The organism is Sutcliffiella horikoshii (assembly GCF_020524325.1).
Lineage (GTDB): Bacteria > Bacillota > Bacilli > Bacillales > Bacillaceae_I > Sutcliffiella_A > Sutcliffiella_A horikoshii_D.
Genome location: NZ_JAIVKY010000006.1, coordinates 214,725 through 233,807 on the forward strand (window position 1 = coordinate 214,725; position 19,083 = coordinate 233,807).

Sequence of the window (19,083 nt, forward strand, 5' to 3'; positions counted from 1 at the left end):
TTGAGAATTAACTCAAGGTCAAACAATGAAGACATCTTTCGTTCCTTTTTCGTGATAGAGAGGTTCTCATGGGGCGGATGAAGACTTCTCTCGTTCCTTTTTTGTGTTAGAGAAGTCCTCATGGGGGTGATGAAGACGTCTCTCGTTTCTTTTTCGTGTTAGAGAAGTCCTCATTGCACGGATGAAGACGTTTCTCGTTCCTTTTTTGTGTTAGAGAAGTCCTCATGGGGGTGATGAAGACGTCTCTCGTTTCTTTTTCGTGTTAGAGAAGTCTTCATTGGGCGGATGAAGACGTTTCTCGTTCCTTTTTTGTGTTAGAGAAGTCTTCATTGGGCGGATGAAGACGTCTCTCGTTTCTTTTTTGTGTTAGAGAAGTCCTCATTGTACGGATGAAGACGTCTCTCGTTTCTTTTTTGTGTTAGAGAAGTCCTCATTGCACGGATGAAGACTTCTCTCGTTCCTTTTTTGTGTTAGAGAAGTCCTCAGTGGTGCAACATCGAAGGGAGACAGGTCTTCATAATTACCACAACAATAAGCAATGGATTAAATTTCAATTTTTTAACAAAAAAACCCCTACCTTTTCCACTCAAGTATTGGTAAAGTAAGAGGTATAAAAAATAAAGGAGTGTGCCATGATATATAAACCTCGGACTATACCTCGCGAGTTAGAAGTTTATCAATTACTTAATTCTCGCAAAAATCTACTAGATAATGAGAGGAAGCACCTTTATGCCCTTCAAAAAGGGTACGAGGGAGAATTGCTATTTGATAACTTGACTTCTTCAGTTATTAAAGCCGAATGTCTCATTCTCAACGACTTACTTCTTCCCCACAACAAAAACACTTTTCAAATCGACTCACTGATCATTCTTCCAGAGACCATTTACATAATTGAAGTGAAAAATTTCGAAGGGGATTATTTTTATGAACAAGACCGCCTCTTTACAAGGGTTCCACCACATACTGAAGTAACCAACCCGCTTATTCAACTTAATAGAAGTGAATCTTTGTTCCGACAACTGTTACAACAGCTCGGTAATGATATGACTATTCAATCATACGTAGTTTTTGTAAACCCCGAATTCACGCTATACCAAGCACCCATTAACAAGCAAATCGTGTACCCAGGTCAGATTAATAGATTCCTAAAGAGCATACGTACTATGTCTTCAACACTAGATAATAACCACTTCGAACTTGCAGATAAACTTAAGTCCCTTCATAACCCTATTGCTCCATTCTATTTTCCACCTTCTTATCAATATGAGGAGCTACAAAAAGGTTTGCCTTGTTCGTATTGTGACGCGTTAGAATTTACTATTAAGGGACCTTACTGTTATTGTTTGGTGTGCTCAAAAAAAGAATCAATTGAAAAACGTATTCTACGAATTGTTCATCATTTTACTATGCTGTTTCCTGAAATGAAAATAACTACAAATGCGATTTTTGACTGGGGTAATGGGAAACTTGCAAAGCGGGTGATCAGGCGAGTGCTTCAAAAGCATTTGAATACAAAAGGTGTACATCAGTGGAGTTATTATGAGTTTTGAGAATGTGCGGTAATTATATATGTTTTTAGAAGTAAGCGAGGGTGGAGATTAATCCATCTTCGCTTTTTATGTGCTAAAACACCACTTTATTTAACTTACAATTAGAGATGAAGATCTCAGTGAAACCGATGTCAGGATAGACAGGTCCTCATCGCACGGATGAAGACTTCTCTCGTTCCCTTTCCGCCAGAGAGCGGTCCTCATCGCACGGATGAAGACTTCTCTCGTTCCCTTTCCGCCAGAGAGCGGTCCTCATTGCACACATGAAGACTTCCCCTGTTCCCTTTCCGCCAGAGAGCGGTCCTCATTGCACACATGAAGACTTCCCCTGTTCCTTTTCCACCCAAGAGAAGTCCTCATCGCACGCATGAAGACTTCTCCCATGCCCTTTTCACCCAAGAGAAGTCCTCATCGCACACATGAAGACTTCCCCTGTTCCTTTTTCACCCAAGAAAGGTCCTCATCGCACGAATGAAGACTTCCCCTGTTCCTTTTCACCCAAGAGAAGTCCTCATCGCACACATGAAGACTTCCCCTGTTCCATTTCCACCCAAGAGAAGTCCTCATCGCACGCATGAAGACTTCTCCCATGCCCTTTTCACCCAAGAGAAGTCCTCATCGCACGAATGAAGACTTCCCCTGTTCCCTTTTCACCCAAGAAAGGTCCTCATCGCACGCATGAAGACATCCAACTTACCTTTTCCACCCTAGAGAAGTCCTCATCGTCAGAATGAAAGTCTTCCCCTTCAGCACGGGCCAATCAAAATCTATCGTTTAATTAATAGATTTTTTACGCCTATTTTACTAAATCTATCAAAAATGGACGTTTGCTAGAGGACAGGCGTCCACTCTCTTCTCTAGTAAATTCATAGTATGTGGTAGATAAGAAAAAGGGGGTGTAAGAATGGCAGATAGCAAAGATATGCAACGAGAGATTTCAAAACTCACCCAGGCAACAACAAACATGATGCTTCAAAATGTTTTAAAGAAACACAATGTGAAACTAAGTGGAGATAAAATCTCCAAAGAGCAAAAAGCGCAACTGAAGAAATTGGTTGCAGACATCCAAGATTCTTTCGGGAAAATGGAAAAACTTCAAAAAGAAGAAAAATAAAAAATTTTAAACTGGGGGATTTAAATAATGAGTAAAGATTGGTTATTCGGTGGAAGAAGCTGCGGATATGACAATGATGGCTGGAGCGCATTGGCAGAAGGAAGCAGACATCCACTTGACAATGATGGTGTAGCTCAAGAAGCTGACCAAGTGAACAAAATGATTCAAAAATCTTATGAGCAAATTATTATCAAGGATTCAGCGGATGTTGAAGTTACAACAACTGACACAAAGATTGCTTTATCCTTGCAAGCAGCGATCCAAGCTGCAATCGCTTTGGTTATCAGCGTAAGCATTGCGGACAGCAACAAAGCTGAGCAAGTAATCCAAGAGTTGCTTCAAAGCTCCAAATCCGTACAAGTAAGCCGCCAACAAACGTATATTTCAAACTCTCGTGGTGTAAGAGTAACAACTACTGACACGGACCTAGTACTAAACATCCAACTACTTCTTCAACTATTGATTGCACTTGTTGTAGCTATAGACATCTTATAATATTGCTGAAGACTTGCCCGCTTCAGCAACAACACTCCAAAAAAACGCCTGCCATGCAACACTCCTTCTTATCTAATGTGCCGGAAAACACCTACAATTCCTGCCAAAGCATATCATAGCCTCCTTGCTATACCCATCTTACACCACACCTACAAATAGTGCGTAAAATAGAAGACCATAAAGATGGTCTTCTTTTTATTTGCTGAAATATCAAATCTAGTCTTTTGCCTAGTTTTCTTAAAAACACTCGCAAATCAAATACTCTCTCATAAGATAGTGTAGTTAAAAAACCTATCTTAAATAAAGGAGTCAAGTTATGAGGGACAAAAGTAATAACCTGCTTCCCACCCCTAAATTATTCCATCACACGAAATCCGTTATGTCTAACCAGCAGGAATTTCGAAGAAACTATTTAGAAGATATTTTAAAACAACAGGAAGAAACGAACTTGACTGTTTCTAGAACAGTTAACAAGATTAATGATAATTTACAACAAAGTATATCTATACAGGATAAAAATCATCAACTTCTGTTAGATAAGTTATACTCCCAGGAAAAAGTTCAAAAAACTTTATCCGAAATGATAACCACTCAAGACTCAAATGTTCGGCAGTTGTATGACAAAGTACTTGTACACGAAAAAAATCATGAAGAACTTCAAGAAAATATCGCATCAAATGAAGAAAGCAGTAAGAAAGTAGAGCAAAGACTGGATAAATTAGAAGTGTCATTGGAAGAAGAAAAACTTTTGAGTCAAGCTACAATAGATCAGTTGGCATTCCAAGAAGACCTGACAAGAGGCATACACACCAAGTTAGAGAAATATGAAGAGTTGTATGCAGACCTTCAATCAACATTACATGATCAGGAACATTTTTACCAAGAAATAAACAATAAATTACAGGTTCAAGAAATGTTTCACAAGTCGGTAATGGAGCGAATGGACAGCCAAGATATTGCCTCCCAGAAAATTGCCGATCAGCTTAATACCTTAAGACAAACATTAGTGGACAAATTGGAAAACGCCATTTCGTCCATTGACAGTAAATATAAGCAAACACTCCACTATTTAAGTGGAAGTATGAGCGGATTAAAAGAAAGAATTATTCAAAAGGCTCCGGTTGAAAATACAAACAATGAAATGAAAAAAGTAGAAGTGAAACAAGAGTAGTTTTCGGACTGCTCTTTTTTTCGTTTGATTTTTCTGAACATTCATACTAATATTTAACTAGCACTTACTTTTTCTATTATGGAGGTTTGGACGATGGCAGAGTTAGTACATAAAACAATAGGTAATCTATTGGATGAAACCGTATCACGTTACCCTGATAAAGAAGCTGTAGTGTATGTGGAAACAGGATTGCGTTATAGTTATAAAGAATTTCAGCAAATCTGTAACCAAGTAGCAAAAGGGCTAATGAATCTAGGAATTAAAAAAGGTGATCATATTGCGGTTTGGGCTTCGAATAAACCAGAATGGCTAATAACCCAATACGCGAGTGCAAAAATTGGTGCCGTTTTAGTAACAGTAAATACTAGCTATCAATCAAAGGAACTCGAATATCTGTTACGCCAATCAGAATCCACCACCCTTCTTCTTATGAACAATTTTAAAGGAGTCAGCTATTTGGACATGCTTCAAGAATTATGTCCTGAACTTACGAATTGTGTCCCTGGAGAACTTACATCTACTTGTTTACCAAAGTTAAAGAATGTTATTTTCATGGGCAACGATAGTCACCCGGGTATGTTCACTTGGGATGACATATTGAATAATTCATCAACTATTTCAGATGAGGAATTACTGGCCAGACAAAACAGTACAAACTATGAAGATGTCATCAACATGCAATATACATCTGGAACAACAGGATTTCCAAAAGGAGTCATGCTTACCCACTCCAACATTATCAACAATGCAATCAATGTTGCCGAATGCCAAAAGCTTACTGCTGAAGATAGAATATGCATTCCAGTTCCTTTTTTCCACTGCTTTGGATGTGTGATGGGCACATTGGCTGCTGTAGCAACAGGAGCCACGATGGTCCCTCTTGTTATGTTTGATCCACTATTAGTTCTGAAAGCTGTCGAACAAGAAAAATGTACAGCGCTTTATGGAGTTCCAACCATGTTCATCGCGGAACTAAACCACCCGGATTTTGAAAAATACGATTTATCTAGTTTACGAACCGGTATTATGGCAGGATCACCATGTCCGACAGAAATAATGAAGAGGGTGGTTCATGATATGGGAGCAAGAGAAATTACGATTGCATACGGGCAAACGGAAGCCTCCCCCGTTATTACACAAACAAGACCGTATGACAGCATTGAGAGGCGCGTATCCACTGTTGGAAGCGCTTTAGATAATGTGGAAGTGAAAATTATTGATCCTACAACTGGCGAATCTGTGCCAAATGGAGTCCAGGGCGAGCTTTGTTCAAGAGGTTACCTTGTTATGAAAGGCTACTATAATATGGAAGAACAAACGAAAGATGCCATTGATAGTGAAGGCTGGCTTCATACAGGGGACCTCGCGACAATGGATGATGACGGATATGTCGTCATTACAGGTAGACTAAAAGATATGATAATTAGAGGTGGAGAGAATATTTATCCACGGGAGATTGAGGAATTTTTATATTCACATCCGAAAATTTTTGATGTTCAAATTGTAGGAGTCCCAGATGAAAAGTTCGGCGAACAGGTTGCAGCATTTATTAAAGTTAAACCGGGCGAAAGTTTAAACAGCCAAGAAGTCAAAGAATATTGCACTGGAAAAATATCTAAATATAAGATCCCTTACTATGTAGAGATTGTAGACGAGTATCCAATGACCGCATCGGGGAAAATTCAAAAATACAAACTCAGAGAATATGCAGTAAATACACTTGTGAAAATATAAAACGGTAAGGGGGAGATCCCCTTACCGTTTTATTTTCTAGATTGCACTATCGCATTAACCGTACTAATAACTGTCTCCATATCCCCTCTGCTCACATCAAAATGAGATGTAAGTCGTACAAGCGTAGGTCCAAACGTAACAGCCAAAACACCATTCTCTTTTAACGCTTGTACAAATTGTTCTGCCTTCATGCCCAAGTCGGATACATCTACTACCACAATATTCGTATCAACGGAATTAACTATTCTCAAAGGGCTTATTTCTCTTAATCCATCCGCCAGAAATTTAGCATTTTCATGATCTTCTGAAAGTCTTTCAGTCATTTGGGTTAAAGCAATTAAACCCGGTGCCGCAATGATCCCTACTTGCCTCAATCCCCCGCCAAGACGCTTTCTCCACTTTCTTGCTTTTTTAATAAATTCGTTAGAGCCGGCAATGATTGAACCAACCGGTGCACCCAACCCTTTAGACAAACATATTTGTACCGTATCGCAATGTTTGGTGAACTCTTGTATTGGTATCCCCGAACTTGCAGCGGCGTTAAATAGTCGCGCACCATCCACATGGACAGGTATAGAATATCTTTGTGCCACTTCATAGATTTCTGCCATGTTGGAAACTGGCACCACTGCCCCACCTGCGCGATTATGTGTATTTTCTATACAAATCAAACCGGTTTCAGGAAAGTGTTGATCCTCCCCGCGAATAGCAGACTCCACATCTTGAGGATTCATCATCCCGTTAACGCCGGGAATGGTTCTTGTTTGGACTCCTGCCAATGCGGCAACTGCACCAGATTCGTAATAAAAAATATGAGACTCTTCTTCTAGTAATATCTCATTTCCTGGACTACAATGCGTCAACACCGCAATTTGGTTTCCTTGTGTCCCGCTCGTAACGAATAGTGCCGCTTCTTTTCCTAATATTTCTGCTGCTTTTTCTTCCAATCGCGTTACTGTCGGATCTTCTCCGTATACGTCATCTCCCACCTCTGCTTCATAGGAGGCTTTTCTCATTTCCTCTGTTGGTTTTGTTACAGTATCACTTCTTACATCAATCATAATGACAATTCCCTTCTGTTTTTCTTTCAGTTTAACAGAATCCTATTTATTTCGCATTCCGTAAAATAATTCACCACTCACCCGCATTCACGTGCTATGATATTTTACATACAAATGTTGGCATTCAATATTATCATCGAAGGAGTTATAAATATTTATGCAGGCACAAAAAGTCAGATTAGATACCGCTACTACCGAAAGCTCTACCGTCTATCCCATTCTTTTTATCATAGGTCTAGTGCACTTGCTGAATGATGCATTGCAATCTGTGGTACCGGCCTTATTCCCAGTGTTGCAGAATTCCATGGGACTGACCTTTACTCAACTGGGACTGATTGCATTCGCGCTGAATGCAACATCTTCGCTTATTCAACCTGTTGTTGGCATCATAACGGATAAAAGACCTTCTCCTTACGCCTTGCCAATTGGACTTACTTTTTCTTTATTCGGAATAATTGGTTTGGCATTGGCACCAAGCTTTTGGGTAATTATTATTTCGGTGCTGTTCATTGGACTTGGTTCCGCCGCTTTCCACCCTGAAGGTTCCCGTGTAGCCTATATGGCAGCAGGAAACCGTAGAGGGCTAGCACAGTCCATTTATCAGGTAGGAGGCAACTCCGGTCAGGCCTTGGCTCCTTTGATGGCAGCTTATATCCTGTTGCCTCTCGGGCAAAAAGGCGTCCTATGGTTTACCATTGTTGCTGCAGCAGCTGTGATATTACTTTTATACATCGCTGCCTGGTACAAACAGCAAGTAGCAAATACAAACAGACCTTTAAAACAAAAGAAGAAAACTATCAAAGTTAAATCAACTGGTAAATCTATTGGAAATAGAAGGATCATCACCTTTTCCATCTGTTTGCTAATTTTTCTAGTATTTGCTCGTTCCTGGTTCCATGCAGGTATCACCAACTTTTATGCTTTTTATGCCATTGAGAACTATGGGATTCCTATCGCAGATTCACAGATATATATTTTTGTTTTCTTAGGAGCAGGTGCTGTTGGCACATTCTTTGGAGGACCGTTGGCAGACCGTTTCGGGAAAAGGTTGGTAATTTCCCTTTCCATGCTGGGGTCCGCTCCACTTGCGTTATTACTGCCTTTTGTAGGCCCCACACTTGCCTACTTACTTGTTGCTATTATTGGATTCATCATCCTTTCTAGCTTTTCTGTCACGGTAGTGTACGCTCAGGAGTTGGTTCCTGGTCGAATTGGATTGGTATCCGGGCTTATTGTAGGATTGGCGTTTGGTATGGGAGCCGTGGGATCGGTTGCGCTAGGTGTTCTAGCAGATTGGCTCGGATTAACGAATACCATCATCTTTACTGTTTGCCTACCGTTTATAGGATTGTTGACATTCTTCCTTCCTAGTGATCAAAGAGTTAGAGAAATGCATAACTGATTTAAGGAAAGGGTTCCTGTTGACCCTTTCTTTTCTTTTGCCTATACTTGTTAAAGTGCTTAAAGATACCTAGCGAAAATGGTGATAATAATGGATTTTGATATAAAGTCATTAGCTTTTTACCTTATTGAAGTAGAAGGCAGTGGAGATAATGCTAAGAAACAATTTAAACCTATGGCAGTATTAGACGAAGATACATATGAAGAAAGCGCTCTAAAACCCTTTCTTGATGGAGAACTGATGAAAATCACGAAAAGGAAGGTAGATCGACATCCTAAAAATGAACAAGTTCCAACAAAGATTGGGAGATTCATTGTAGAACCAGGCTACGACCTAGGCTCAAACCCAAACTTCAACCAATTCAATCGAATCAAACAGGCCGAAAGCTTAGAAGCATTTTCTTCTGCGGCAGATGAAATGGCATCTACCTACACAGATACAACTGCAGTAAGAGGTGGTGTACTCATTGTCACCAGGGCTAAATTAAATAAATATTTTGATGAGCCCTTTGTTTTTATCTTAAAATGTGACTTTGAACAAAAAGTTGCTTCCATCACTAATGAACAGACGTTGATTCATAACGTCCAGATGGCCATCACTACAAAAAACATGAAGTCCATTCAGTATCCTTATATGGTAGAGGATGGAATGGTAGAAGAAGGAGAATTAAAGATCCACCAGTCCTCTCACTCCCGTTACTTCGAGGATTTCTTGAAGTATGTAGAATATGGCGAGTCCATGCCAGAAATCATCAAGAACCAAGTAATGGGGATGGTGCATCAAGAGATTTCCGAGACCTACCAAGAGGAAAGCGAAGAAAAAGAAAAAGTGGAGCAAGCAATGGAAGCCTGGGCTACTTCACCGAAAAGAGAACTTCAGGAACGTTGGTCTGACGAGCAGGTAATAGAGGCATCTTCCTCTATTATTGAACAGACACCTGATATTGAACTTAAATTCAAGCTCGATCATATATCGGTTAAAGGCTTGTTGGCCGACTTTGGTGAGAATGTTCATATAGCGAAGATTAACGACCGTTATGTGGTCCTTTTAGAAGGTGATTTTCTTCAATTTGAAAAGAATGTGTCACCGGTTGAAATGTTAAAGCCTAGTGAATTGACGATGATTTTAGAGCGGTTAAATAAAAAATACAGTTCATAAAATTTCTTTTAAGAATAATTTAATCAAGCATTTGAGAGAATAAGGACAAATACCTTCTTAGGGGTGACCATCATGGATTGGATGTCCATCATTCGGTATGCTTGTTCTATCACCGGCATCATTTGTCTAGGCTTCACGTATACACATATGTTAAAAAGTTCACGTGCTAAAGGAAAGCCTATTGATAGGAAATAAGAAAAGATAAAAAACCTTAATTGATTGGTTAATCGACGCTGTTTCTTTCCGCAAATGGCTTCGCTTTCCGCGGGACGGTGCTTGAGCCTCCTCGCTGCGCTGTGGGGTCTCAAGCTACCGTTACTCCCCCGCTGGAGTCTCCGCCATTTGCTCCAATTCACAGCTATAAGTTACTTAAAGGTATGTTATTGCCTTTCCTGATAACTCAAATTAGAAAGTTTTTAAAACTTAAGTTCAACGAAGTAACCTTGTTGATTGAAGTGGAAGGCGCGCAGACGCCCGCGGGAGGAAGGGACAGGTGAGACCCCTAAAGGCGAAGCCTGAGGAGGCTCACGGACCGCCCGCAGGCAAGCGAAGCGCCTGGAACGGAAATCAACAGTTTTATTGACTTATATCATTAAAAAAGAAGGCTGGGAAATTACTCCCTGCCTTCTCTTTATTTTACCGGTGTTTCAAACAATTCTATCCATTCTCCGTCTGGACCTGCAAAAAAGATATACCTTGCTCCATTTGGAAGCGTCGTGATCTCCTGTTCGATAAACGTAACATCCAAGCCTTTCAACCTCTCATGCTCTCCCTCTACATCATCCACCGTTAATGCTAGGTGATGCACTTTACCTTCTACAGGCAAATCGTCATTATAGCCTTGAATAAGCTCTAATTCCGTTTCATCACTTTCATTAAATCCAAGAAATGCAAGCTTTATCTCCCCATTTGGATGATCTAATTGCCCCTTTAAAGAAAATCCTACAATCTTCGTATAGAATTCTATGGATGTTTGAATATCTTTCACCATGATTCCAACATGTTCTAACCTCTTAATTGCCATAATTCATCTCTCCCCATCATCTATATGTTAGCTTGTTTTTAACCTTCTAATGTTTTCTACTAGGAAGTTGACATATTCTTCGTCTTTCACCAACCATGCTGCATACTTTCTTTTAATAAAGGTTTCAGCTTCCTGAAAAGAAGAAAAGGATGTGTCCAAGAACTTTTCCTTGTTTTCCACCTTCCATGAGCCATCTTCTTTTGGTAAAAGAAACAATGTTCCTTTTTCTTTTGAGTCATACAACACACCATTAGGAGATTCTTTTACATTGAAAACGTTGTGATGAGCATCTTGTTTGAGAGGATTTAATGGAAATGCCTCCGCTACAAAAAGCTTGTACGCCTGCTCATTCAAACTGCAACCAGATGCCTTAGCGTGCCCGCCGCCGTCAAATTTACCGGCCACATGTGAAACGTCGACATGATCATGTATGGTGCGCAAGCTAATACGTTTACTTCCCATATTTATCATCGCGATATAGTCCAAGTGGGGATTTTCCTTCCCCAACACATTTCCAAGTTCCGAGAGAAATGACTCAGCGTGGACAATTCCAACCCAATTATCCCCTACAGGCTTTTGAATAATTTCTCTGCGTTTTTTACGCAGATACCTTTCCAATTTCTGCTCTTCCATATCAAGGATTTGCGTTTCAAAATCATCAAAATCGAATTTGGCGGTACTTGTTAACTTCTGAAGCATTCTCGCTTCAAAGTCATCAATAGAAATCATATACAAAAGGTCATTTAATCTTTTTGCCTTCGTATTGTTATTTCGATCCCATTCCCACGTATCATATTGGCGTATTAATTCTACTACTTCATCTAAAGGTTCAGTCCTATCTATTAAATTCTGTTCTAACAGATACTCATAGAATAAAGAAGTGGCACTTGTCAGTCTGCCATCCTCATACTCAACAGTAACAGATGCCCAACTATATTCATTAAGATGAAGGGCAGTTTTGTGATGATCAATGAATTGAACAAAGCCTTCTTGTTGTTTATTAAAGTAGTCCAGTTTCTTGGCGTTCTCCTCATTAACGGATAAGTCAGTTATGTATATTTGATGCCTTGGAGTTGCTTCTTCCATGAACTCCGCAACCTGATAATTTAAACTGCCGACTGAATTATAGTGAACCTTAACTTTCTCATCAAACGCAAGCTTGGCCAATATCCCGCAGCCAACCCCATCCAGATCATTATGTGTAAAAAGATGAATCAATTGTAGTCCCCCTTAATCATAATGGGTAAGCATTTTCACTACCCTCACTTACTTTGTATATTCTTCTCCCCAGTACTCTTTTATATGAGCATCTCTCCCTGATTCTTGACGTTCTTGTTTATATTTTTCAGGATTTTTCTTATAAAACTTCTGATGATATTCTTCTGCTTCATAGAAAGGCGACGCCTGTTTGATTTCCGTTACAATTGGCTTTTTATATCTTCCGCTTGCTTCTAACTCCTGCTTGGTTTTCTCTGCAAGCTCTCGCTGTTTCTCATTATGATAGAAGATAGCTGTTCTGTACTGACTGCCTCTATCAAAAAATTGGCCTTCATCATCAGTAGGATCAATTTGCGGCCAATACAGCTCCAATAATTTTTCATATGAAAAAACATCTGGGTTAAATTCAATCTGGACAGCTTCGTAATGACCTGTATTCCCTTTTTTAATATCTTCATATGTAGGATCGGAGACATTACCTCCCGTATAACCGGATACTACTTTTTCTATACCGGGCATCTCGTCAAATGGTTTAACCATGCACCAAAAACATCCTCCAGCAAATGTAGCAAGTTCTGTTTTGTTTGTTGTCATATTCCTTCTTCCTCCCTAACTTAAGTGTGTGTTTGATGGAATTTTACACTAACTGTCTTGTAGTTACAATAACTTCGCTCAGATACAATGCAATTAGTTTACATAATAAAATGATAAAATACCTTAATATAAACTAAATAGTTAAACATTTTAATGATGGCGTTTACAATGATTTACACTTTCCAAAGAGTATTGTACGATAATTCTTTGTGAAAAAATGAACGATAGGAGTCTGATTAATAAAATGATAGAACAATTTTCAAATATTGACTTGATCAATCAGTTTTGGCTAATACTTTTCTTCCTTATTCCTATAGTATTGGTTTCAAGGATGGTTGTGGCTGGAACTAGATTTTCCCCTATTCTTATTATTGTAATACTTGGGTTAGGAATGGGCTACTTACTTGTAAACACAGGGGTTGCGACACCCGGTTTAATTGAATACCCTTTAATTGACCTTATGGCGAGAACTACCATTATCGCCTTGACAGTATCTTTCTTCGTAGGCGGCCAAGAATTACGAAAAATTCTTGGTAATAAAGACTTGGATGTTGAGGATACTGTTGTCGTCTCAGATGAAGAGACTTTCTTAGGTACTTCAAGAACACAATTTTTCTTTATCGTCCGTGCATTCTTCCTATTATTTGGACTAGAAGGAATTACGAGAATGATTCTTTCAGATGGTACTCAAAGTTTTGACAGTGTTTATCCACTGATTGCCTATATTGGAATTATCGGATCCGTTTTATTGATTGATAACAAAGCTAAACTTCAGAATAAGAAACAGTACATGAAAAAAGGAATCGTAGAAATGGCAGCGATTATCCTGTTACTTGTGATTTCATACCATATTGCGATGTGGGTAAAGCCAGTAATCGCCTTACCTCAAATTTTCTTTGCGATGATGATTGCTGCTGCTTTAGGGGCGGTTTTCTATAATTGGAGTTTTGGACCAACCATTCGTGCATTATTAGTAGCAGGTATCCCGGTTGTATTGGCAGCCAACTTTATGGTTGGTGGTTCCCGCATAGGCGATGCTTTTTCCATTGATGGAATGAATGCAGTATTGGCCTATGGGTTCTTTGGCCAATTGTTCTGGATGTTTGGTGGGATTGCATTGATTATGTTCTTTGCTAAAAATGCAAATACAAGAAATCTTGCACCTGGTATGGCTGGTTCTTTGTCCCATTCAGGTTTAACTGGCGCATGTACAGCAGGTGATTTTGGAAAAACTGCTGCACAACGAGCTCCAATTATGATTAACATCCCGTTTTTTGGTCATATATTTGTCTTTTCTGTACTTGCAATTAGTGCGGAAAGAGGTAGTCTTTGGATACTCCCTTCTATGTTAATTGTTGCTGTCGGTGTAGGATTGACTATTCTTGCATTGGTCAACTTAAGAAAAGCTAATGGAGAGGATAAAAAAGAAGTAAAAGCATTGATGCAGTTCTCTTTCGGCTGGCAAATGTGTGCGGTATTCGGTGGATTGGCATTATTGAGTCTAAGTACCATGTCTATTGACTACGCTGCTATGGCTCAGTCTTCTGCGATTTCGCATTTTGGCTTATTTGCAGCCATACAAGGTGAAATGTTTGGTGCTGAAGCTGCTGCTTTGATTCCATTTATTTTTTCTATGCCATTCTTAGTTCATCCGCTTGTATTCTTCATGTTTGGAAAAGCAATGGAGAACAATGGTGAGATGCCTATAAAACCTGTGTATACGTTGGCTTTAATAGGTGTTGTTGGTGTAGCTTACGCTATATTCTTCGTTTAAAAAATATGTAAAAGGCGTTCGGTTTTGTAGTACCGAACGCCTTTTTTTATTGCATTTTCTTATTATAATAGTCTACTGAGTATTGGGCCCCTTCACTGACCATGTTGTTATCTTGGAGATCTTCAGGATCTGGGTTACCTGCTTTTTCAATGGGCAAATCCGTTTCTCTATATTTTAATGGAACTAGTTTATTTTTAACTATTTTAGAGTAATGAACAATCTTCTCTCTGTATGGCTTATATGCTAATAATCCTGCTCCGGTGAGGCTAGCAGCTCCTGCCACGATTAAAGGTTTCTTTAGTTGACGTGTATTCATTTTAAACGCCTCCTGTTAAATGGTTTTATCTATAAACTTGATATTCCCGGCTAGATAAAAACTAAACATTATGGAGAAACGTAAAATTAATTTATCCCATGCTTCGCCATAACAGCTTTTATGGCAATATAGTCAACTTCGTCAGGCAAATTCTCTTTAATAGGCTTCAGCTTTTCCGTACCTACTTCCTCGATTACTTTAATAATTTCTTCCTCATACGCTTCTGGAATAAAAGAGTCCCAATCAACCTTTACACCATCTTCACTTGCACATTTAAAAAGGTGGTTCTGGATAGTAATTATACTCATTCCACGTTCCTTGGCTATTTCTTTAAAAGTCATGCCTTCTTGTAATAGTCTATAAGTAAACATATGACTTGTTTCCCCTGGGTTCAGGGGAATGGCTGGCTTCTGGATCTTTTTAGTGGTAACTTCTTTTTTCATAGGTTTTGTGTCAGACACATCTTCCCCCATAAATCTACCTATCTCACGTAAAAACAACTCTCCATATTTCTCAAACTTTAACGAACCTACCCCTTTAATATCTAACATGGCAGTTTCATCTTTTGGAAGAACCTCACTCATTTCTCTTAACGTGCTGTCAGAGAAAATAACATAGGGAGGTACCCCTTCTTCTTTTGATAGGTTTCTACGTAACTCACGCAACATCTCAAACAATTCATTATCTTCTACGACAGATTTAACTTGCTCTTTTACTTTAAAAAGGACTTTTTCCTTTCCTTTTAACACAGGAACAGCACGTGTACCTAATTTTACGATAGGATATTGCCCCTCTGTTAGGATTAAATACCCTTCTGCAATCAAAATATTAATAAGGTCAACCAATTCTTTTTCTGTATAGCTATTCATCAATCCATAAGTTGGCAAGCTATCAAAACGGAATTGCTGGATACGCTTGTCTTTTGATCCTTTTAACACTTTAGCAACCAAGATGGCCCCAAATCTTTCATTCATACGATGAATGCAGCTAAATATTTTCTGTGCTTCAAGTGTAATATCCTGCTCTACGAAGTCTGAGGAACAATTACTGCACTTACCGCAAATGAGGTCTGTCTCTTGGCCGAAATAGTTTACAATATATGCTTGCAGGCAACGCTGCGTATAGCTATAATCCATCATCGCTTGAAGCTTTTTATATTCCTGCATCTTGCGTTCGGGTGAGCGGATACTCTCTTCGATTAAAAACTTCTGAATCTGAATATCCCTGGCATTGAACAGGAGGATGCACTCACTTTCTTCTCCATCCCTTCCTGCTCTTCCGGCTTCCTGATAATAAGATTCTACATTTTTCGGCATATTGTAATGGATGACAAATCGCACATTAGACTTATCAATTCCCATACCAAAAGCATTCGTGGCTACCATCAGTTTAAGGCGGTCATGAAGAAAATCTTCCTGATATTCCTTCCTCTCATCTTCAGAAAGACCTGCATGATACTTACCAATCTTGTAACCTTTCTTAGTCAATGAGGAATATATCTGATCAACTTCTTTTCTGGTAGTTGCATATATTATCCCGGATTCTTCCTTGTTGGCTTTCAGGAATTTTTCTAAATAATTGTCCTTATTTTGTCCGCGCAAAACGGAAAATGTCAGGTTATCACGTGAAAAGCCAGTTACATATGTATGTTCTGGTGCTATTCCAAGCATCGTTTGGATGTCTTCAATAACTTGTTCCGTTGCAGTCGCAGTAAAAGCAGTTATGATAGGGTTTCCTGGTATTCTCTTGATGAAGGAACCTACTTCACGATAGCTTGGTCTAAAATCATGCCCCCACTGAGACATACAGTGTGCTTCATCTATTGCAACAATCGAAACCTCAACAGCTGATAGAATCGATTGAAACTCATAGGTTTCCAGTCTTTCTGGTGCAAGGTATAATAGTTTAATTTCACCCTGTTCTACCTGTTGAATTCTTTCTCTGATTTCTCCTGCGTTAAGCGAACTATTAATATACGTTGCCTGAACTCCTATATTGATTAAGGAATCCACTTGGTCTTTCATTAGTGAGATTAAGGGGGAAATGACAATTGTCAGGCCACTTTCTAATAGTGCTGGGACTTGATAGCAGATGGACTTCCCCCCACCAGTAGGCATTACACCTAATGTATTGGATTTATTTAATATACTCTCAATAATTTTTCTTTGGCCAGGTCTAAAGTCTTCATAACCAAAGTATTTTTTCAATATGTTTTTTCCTTGTTCGTACATAGTACACCTCGTTTAAAATGGAAAATGTTTTGGAAGGTTGTTGGAGTCAAATATATGGGGGAGTAAGTATTATGTTTTTATTTTAACTGAATGCAAAAGGACCTGCAACCAAAGTGAGAGGAAGCCAGTTAATCACGATTGCCTATTAAAAAACTTTTTTCTTGCATTTTATTATCAGAATGTTTAAAATTCATTATACAATAGGTTGTCTAACCTCTTCTTTTTTTGCAGTATTTTGTATGCGCTTACATACTGAGGGTTCGATTGATAATCTATTAATCTATCACGAGGAGGAATTTTCAAATGATTTATGCTAACCCAGGTGAAAAAGATTCCAAAGTTACTTTCAAAAATCGATACGACAACTATATTGGTGGCGAATGGGTCGCTCCAGTAAAAGGAGAGTATTTTGAAAATGTCACTCCTGTTACAGGTCAAGTATTTTGTGAAGTAGCCCGTTCCACTGCAGAAGACATTGAATTGGCATTAGATGCTGCCCATAAAGCCAAATCAGCTTGGGGACAAACTTCAGTTGCTGAAAGAGCTAACATTCTTAATAAAATTGCAGATCGTATGGAAGAAAACTTGGAGATGCTTGCAGTTGCGGAAACGTGGGAGAACGGAAAACCAGTTCGTGAAACGATGGCAGCAGATCTCCCTCTTGCAGTTGATCACTTTAGATATTTTGCAGGTTGTATTAGAGCTCAAGAAGGATCGCTTGGAGAAATAGATAATGACACGATTGCATACCACTTTCATGAACCACTTGGAGTAGTCGGTCAAATTATTCCATGGAACTTCCCATTGTTAATGGCCACTTGGAAGCTAGCCCCAGCTCTTGCTGCAGGTAATTGTGTTGTGTTAAAGCCTGCTGAACAGACACCTGCTTCCATTATGGTGTTGATAGAACTAATCTCAGATCTTCTTCCACCAGGGGTGTTGAATATTGTCAATGGATTTGGTGTTGAAGCTGGTAAACCATTAGCCTCCAGTGACCGAATTGCCAAGATTGCCTTTACAGGTGAAACGACAACTGGGCGTCTAATTATGCAATATGCTTCTCAAAACATCATTCCGGTAACGCTTGAGCTTGGCGGAAAATCTCCGAACATTTTCTTTGAAGATGTGTTGGCTGCTGATGATGATTTCTTCGATAAAGCAGTAGAAGGATTCGTGATGTTTGCACTAAATCAAGGGGAAGTATGTACATGCCCTTCCCGTGCCCTGATCCATGAATCCATTTATGATAAGTTTATGGAGCGTGCACTTGAGCGAGTATCCCAGATCAAACAAGGAAATCCACTTGATACGGAAACGATGATCGGCGCTCAGGCATCTTCCGAGCAATTAGAGAAAATCCTCTCCTATCTTGAAATTGGGAAAGAAGAAGGTGCTGAACTACTTGCAGGTGGAGAACGTAATATGCTTGAAGGTGACCTGGCAAATGGATATTACGTGAAACCTACCGTTTTTAAAGGCAATAATAAAATGAGAATCTTCCAAGAAGAGATCTTTGGTCCAGTTGTTTCTGTTACTACTTTTAAAACGGCTGAGGAAGCATTGGAAATTGCAAACAATAGTCTTTACGGACTTGGAGCAGGCGTTTGGACGAGAGATGTTAACACCGCATATCGTTTCGGTCGTCAAATTGAAGCGGGTCGCGTATGGACAAACTGCTACCACGCCTACCCTGCCAATGCGGCATTTGGTGGATATAAGATGAGTGGAATTGGCCGTGAGAACCATAAAATGATGCTTTCCCACTACCAACAAACGAAAAATCTTTTAGTAAGCTACAGTCCAAAAAAATTAGGATTCTTTTAAAATGGATAAAGTACTGGCTACCGAAGCTGCCCATGAATTAATTGAAAAGCTTGTAGGCAAACATGGACCTGTACTATTTCATCAATCTGGAGGCTGTTGCGATGGCAGTTCGCCTATGTGTTATCCAAGAGAAGATTTTATGATTGGAGATTCTGATGTCCTTCTTGGTGAGATAGGCGGTGCTCCCTTCTACATGAATAAAAAGCAATATGAGTACTGGAAGCATACACAGCTCATTATCGATGTGGTTCCAGGCAGAGGTGGCATGTTCTCCTTAGAAGGTCCGGAAGGTGTCCGTTTTCTAACCAGATCAAAAGTTTTCCCAAAATGAAGAAAGGCGTCCTCTGATGGACGCCTTTTTACATAGTTATGGAAGTATAGATATACGGTTGATTTCCGTTCCAGGCGCTTCGCTTG

General features: G+C 39.4%; 16 protein-coding genes. 10 read left to right on the top strand and 6 right to left on the bottom strand.

Going from position 1 to position 19,083, the window contains the following annotated elements:
• The first annotated feature begins 632 nt into the window (after nucleotides 1-632).
• From LC091_RS08120 to LC091_RS08140, 5 genes are all read left to right on the top strand, one after another.
• A complete protein-coding gene (locus tag LC091_RS08120; RefSeq protein ID WP_226681524.1) occupies nucleotides 633-1,550 on the top strand; it encodes a nuclease-related domain-containing protein in 918 nt (305 codons plus the stop codon).
• 904 nt (nucleotides 1,551-2,454) lie between these two features.
• Nucleotides 2,455-2,664: a hypothetical protein gene (locus tag LC091_RS08125; protein ID WP_226681525.1), complete on the top strand. Its 210-nt coding sequence runs from the start codon at nucleotides 2,455-2,457 to the stop codon at nucleotides 2,662-2,664.
• Between the two features lie 27 nt (nucleotides 2,665-2,691).
• Nucleotides 2,692-3,159 (top strand): spore coat protein, encoded by a 468-nt coding sequence (locus LC091_RS08130; protein ID WP_226681526.1) that lies wholly within the window; start codon nucleotides 2,692-2,694, stop codon nucleotides 3,157-3,159.
• Between the two features lie 316 nt (nucleotides 3,160-3,475).
• Entirely contained in the window at nucleotides 3,476-4,330 is an 855-nt protein-coding gene (locus LC091_RS08135; protein WP_226681527.1) for a transcriptional regulator, read from the top strand.
• Nucleotides 4,331-4,408: 78 nt separating this feature from the next.
• The gene (locus LC091_RS08140; protein WP_264179261.1) at nucleotides 4,409-6,064 is read left to right on the top strand and encodes an AMP-binding protein; all 1,656 of its coding nucleotides are present in this window, start codon (nucleotides 4,409-4,411) and stop codon (nucleotides 6,062-6,064) included.
• 29 nt (nucleotides 6,065-6,093) lie between these two features.
• Here LC091_RS08140 and ltaE read toward each other — a convergent pair whose 3' ends face one another.
• Nucleotides 6,094-7,125, bottom strand: coding sequence for a low-specificity L-threonine aldolase (gene ltaE, locus LC091_RS08145; RefSeq protein WP_226681529.1), 1,032 nt, complete (start codon nucleotides 7,123-7,125; stop codon nucleotides 6,094-6,096).
• Between the two features lie 157 nt (nucleotides 7,126-7,282).
• On the opposite strand from ltaE, the gene LC091_RS08150 reads away from it, so the two are divergent.
• Nucleotides 7,283-8,527, top strand: coding sequence for an MFS transporter (locus tag LC091_RS08150; RefSeq protein ID WP_226681530.1), 1,245 nt, complete (start codon nucleotides 7,283-7,285; stop codon nucleotides 8,525-8,527).
• 90 nt (nucleotides 8,528-8,617) lie between these two features.
• Nucleotides 8,618-9,685, top strand: coding sequence for a DUF3900 domain-containing protein (locus tag LC091_RS08155; RefSeq protein WP_226681531.1), 1,068 nt, complete (start codon nucleotides 8,618-8,620; stop codon nucleotides 9,683-9,685).
• 631 nt (nucleotides 9,686-10,316) lie between these two features.
• Here LC091_RS08155 and LC091_RS08160 read toward each other — a convergent pair.
• From LC091_RS08160 to msrA, 3 genes are read right to left on the bottom strand one after another with little or no spacing between them, the layout of a single operon-like run.
• A complete protein-coding gene (locus tag LC091_RS08160; protein WP_226681532.1) occupies nucleotides 10,317-10,709 on the bottom strand; it encodes a VOC family protein in 393 nt (130 codons plus the stop codon).
• 27 nt (nucleotides 10,710-10,736) lie between these two features.
• Nucleotides 10,737-11,927 (bottom strand): DHH family phosphoesterase, encoded by a 1,191-nt coding sequence (locus LC091_RS08165; protein WP_226681533.1) that lies wholly within the window; start codon nucleotides 11,925-11,927, stop codon nucleotides 10,737-10,739.
• 48 nt (nucleotides 11,928-11,975) lie between these two features.
• Nucleotides 11,976-12,521 carry a peptide-methionine (S)-S-oxide reductase MsrA gene (gene msrA, locus LC091_RS08170; RefSeq protein WP_226681534.1) on the bottom strand — a complete coding sequence of 182 codons (546 nt, stop codon included), beginning with the start codon at nucleotides 12,519-12,521 and terminating at the stop codon, nucleotides 11,976-11,978.
• Nucleotides 12,522-12,765: 244 nt separating this feature from the next.
• Between msrA and LC091_RS08175 the strand changes: the two genes are divergently transcribed.
• Nucleotides 12,766-14,295 (top strand): hypothetical protein, encoded by a 1,530-nt coding sequence (locus tag LC091_RS08175; RefSeq protein ID WP_226681535.1) that lies wholly within the window; start codon nucleotides 12,766-12,768, stop codon nucleotides 14,293-14,295.
• Nucleotides 14,296-14,341: 46 nt separating this feature from the next.
• Here LC091_RS08175 and LC091_RS08180 read toward each other — a convergent pair whose 3' ends face one another.
• Nucleotides 14,342-14,611, bottom strand: coding sequence for a hypothetical protein (locus tag LC091_RS08180; protein WP_226681536.1), 270 nt, complete (start codon nucleotides 14,609-14,611; stop codon nucleotides 14,342-14,344).
• An 86-nt stretch (nucleotides 14,612-14,697) separates the two neighbouring features.
• A complete protein-coding gene (gene recQ / locus LC091_RS08185) occupies nucleotides 14,698-16,842 on the bottom strand; it encodes a DNA helicase RecQ (protein WP_226681537.1) in 2,145 nt (714 codons plus the stop codon).
• Nucleotides 16,843-17,145: 303 nt separating this feature from the next.
• On the opposite strand from recQ, the gene adh reads away from it, so the two are divergent.
• A complete protein-coding gene (adh, locus tag LC091_RS08190) occupies nucleotides 17,146-18,666 on the top strand; it encodes an aldehyde dehydrogenase (RefSeq protein ID WP_226681538.1) in 1,521 nt (506 codons plus the stop codon).
• A 1-nt stretch (nucleotide 18,667) separates the two neighbouring features.
• Complete coding sequence (locus tag LC091_RS08195; RefSeq protein ID WP_226681539.1) at nucleotides 18,668-18,997, top strand: DUF779 domain-containing protein; 330 nt, start codon at nucleotides 18,668-18,670, stop codon at nucleotides 18,995-18,997.
• Nucleotides 18,998-19,083 lie beyond the last annotated feature (86 nt).

Excerpts from the sequence above, each read along its gene's own strand:
- ltaE (WP_226681529.1), bottom strand. The coding sequence starts at position 7,125 with ATGATTGATGTAAGAAGTGATACTGTAACAAAACCAACAGAGGAAATG.
- LC091_RS08150 (WP_226681530.1), top strand. The coding sequence starts at position 7,283 with ATGCAGGCACAAAAAGTCAGATTAGATACCGCTACTACCGAAAGCTCT.
- LC091_RS08130 (WP_226681526.1), top strand. The coding sequence starts at position 2,692 with ATGAGTAAAGATTGGTTATTCGGTGGAAGAAGCTGCGGATATGACAAT.
- LC091_RS08120 (WP_226681524.1), top strand. The coding sequence starts at position 633 with ATGATATATAAACCTCGGACTATACCTCGCGAGTTAGAAGTTTATCAA.
- LC091_RS08140 (WP_264179261.1), top strand. The coding sequence starts at position 4,409 with ATGGAGGTTTGGACGATGGCAGAGTTAGTACATAAAACAATAGGTAAT.
- LC091_RS08160 (WP_226681532.1), bottom strand. The coding sequence starts at position 10,709 with ATGGCAATTAAGAGGTTAGAACATGTTGGAATCATGGTGAAAGATATT.
- LC091_RS08125 (WP_226681525.1), top strand. The coding sequence starts at position 2,455 with ATGGCAGATAGCAAAGATATGCAACGAGAGATTTCAAAACTCACCCAG.
- LC091_RS08180 (WP_226681536.1), bottom strand. The coding sequence starts at position 14,611 with ATGAATACACGTCAACTAAAGAAACCTTTAATCGTGGCAGGAGCTGCT.
- LC091_RS08135 (WP_226681527.1), top strand. The coding sequence starts at position 3,476 with ATGAGGGACAAAAGTAATAACCTGCTTCCCACCCCTAAATTATTCCAT.
- msrA (WP_226681534.1), bottom strand. The coding sequence starts at position 12,521 with ATGACAACAAACAAAACAGAACTTGCTACATTTGCTGGAGGATGTTTT.
- LC091_RS08155 (WP_226681531.1), top strand. The coding sequence starts at position 8,618 with ATGGATTTTGATATAAAGTCATTAGCTTTTTACCTTATTGAAGTAGAA.
- recQ (WP_226681537.1), bottom strand. The coding sequence starts at position 16,842 with ATGTACGAACAAGGAAAAAACATATTGAAAAAATACTTTGGTTATGAA.
- LC091_RS08175 (WP_226681535.1), top strand. The coding sequence starts at position 12,766 with ATGATAGAACAATTTTCAAATATTGACTTGATCAATCAGTTTTGGCTA.
- adh (WP_226681538.1), top strand. The coding sequence starts at position 17,146 with ATGATTTATGCTAACCCAGGTGAAAAAGATTCCAAAGTTACTTTCAAA.
- LC091_RS08195 (WP_226681539.1), top strand. The coding sequence starts at position 18,668 with ATGGATAAAGTACTGGCTACCGAAGCTGCCCATGAATTAATTGAAAAG.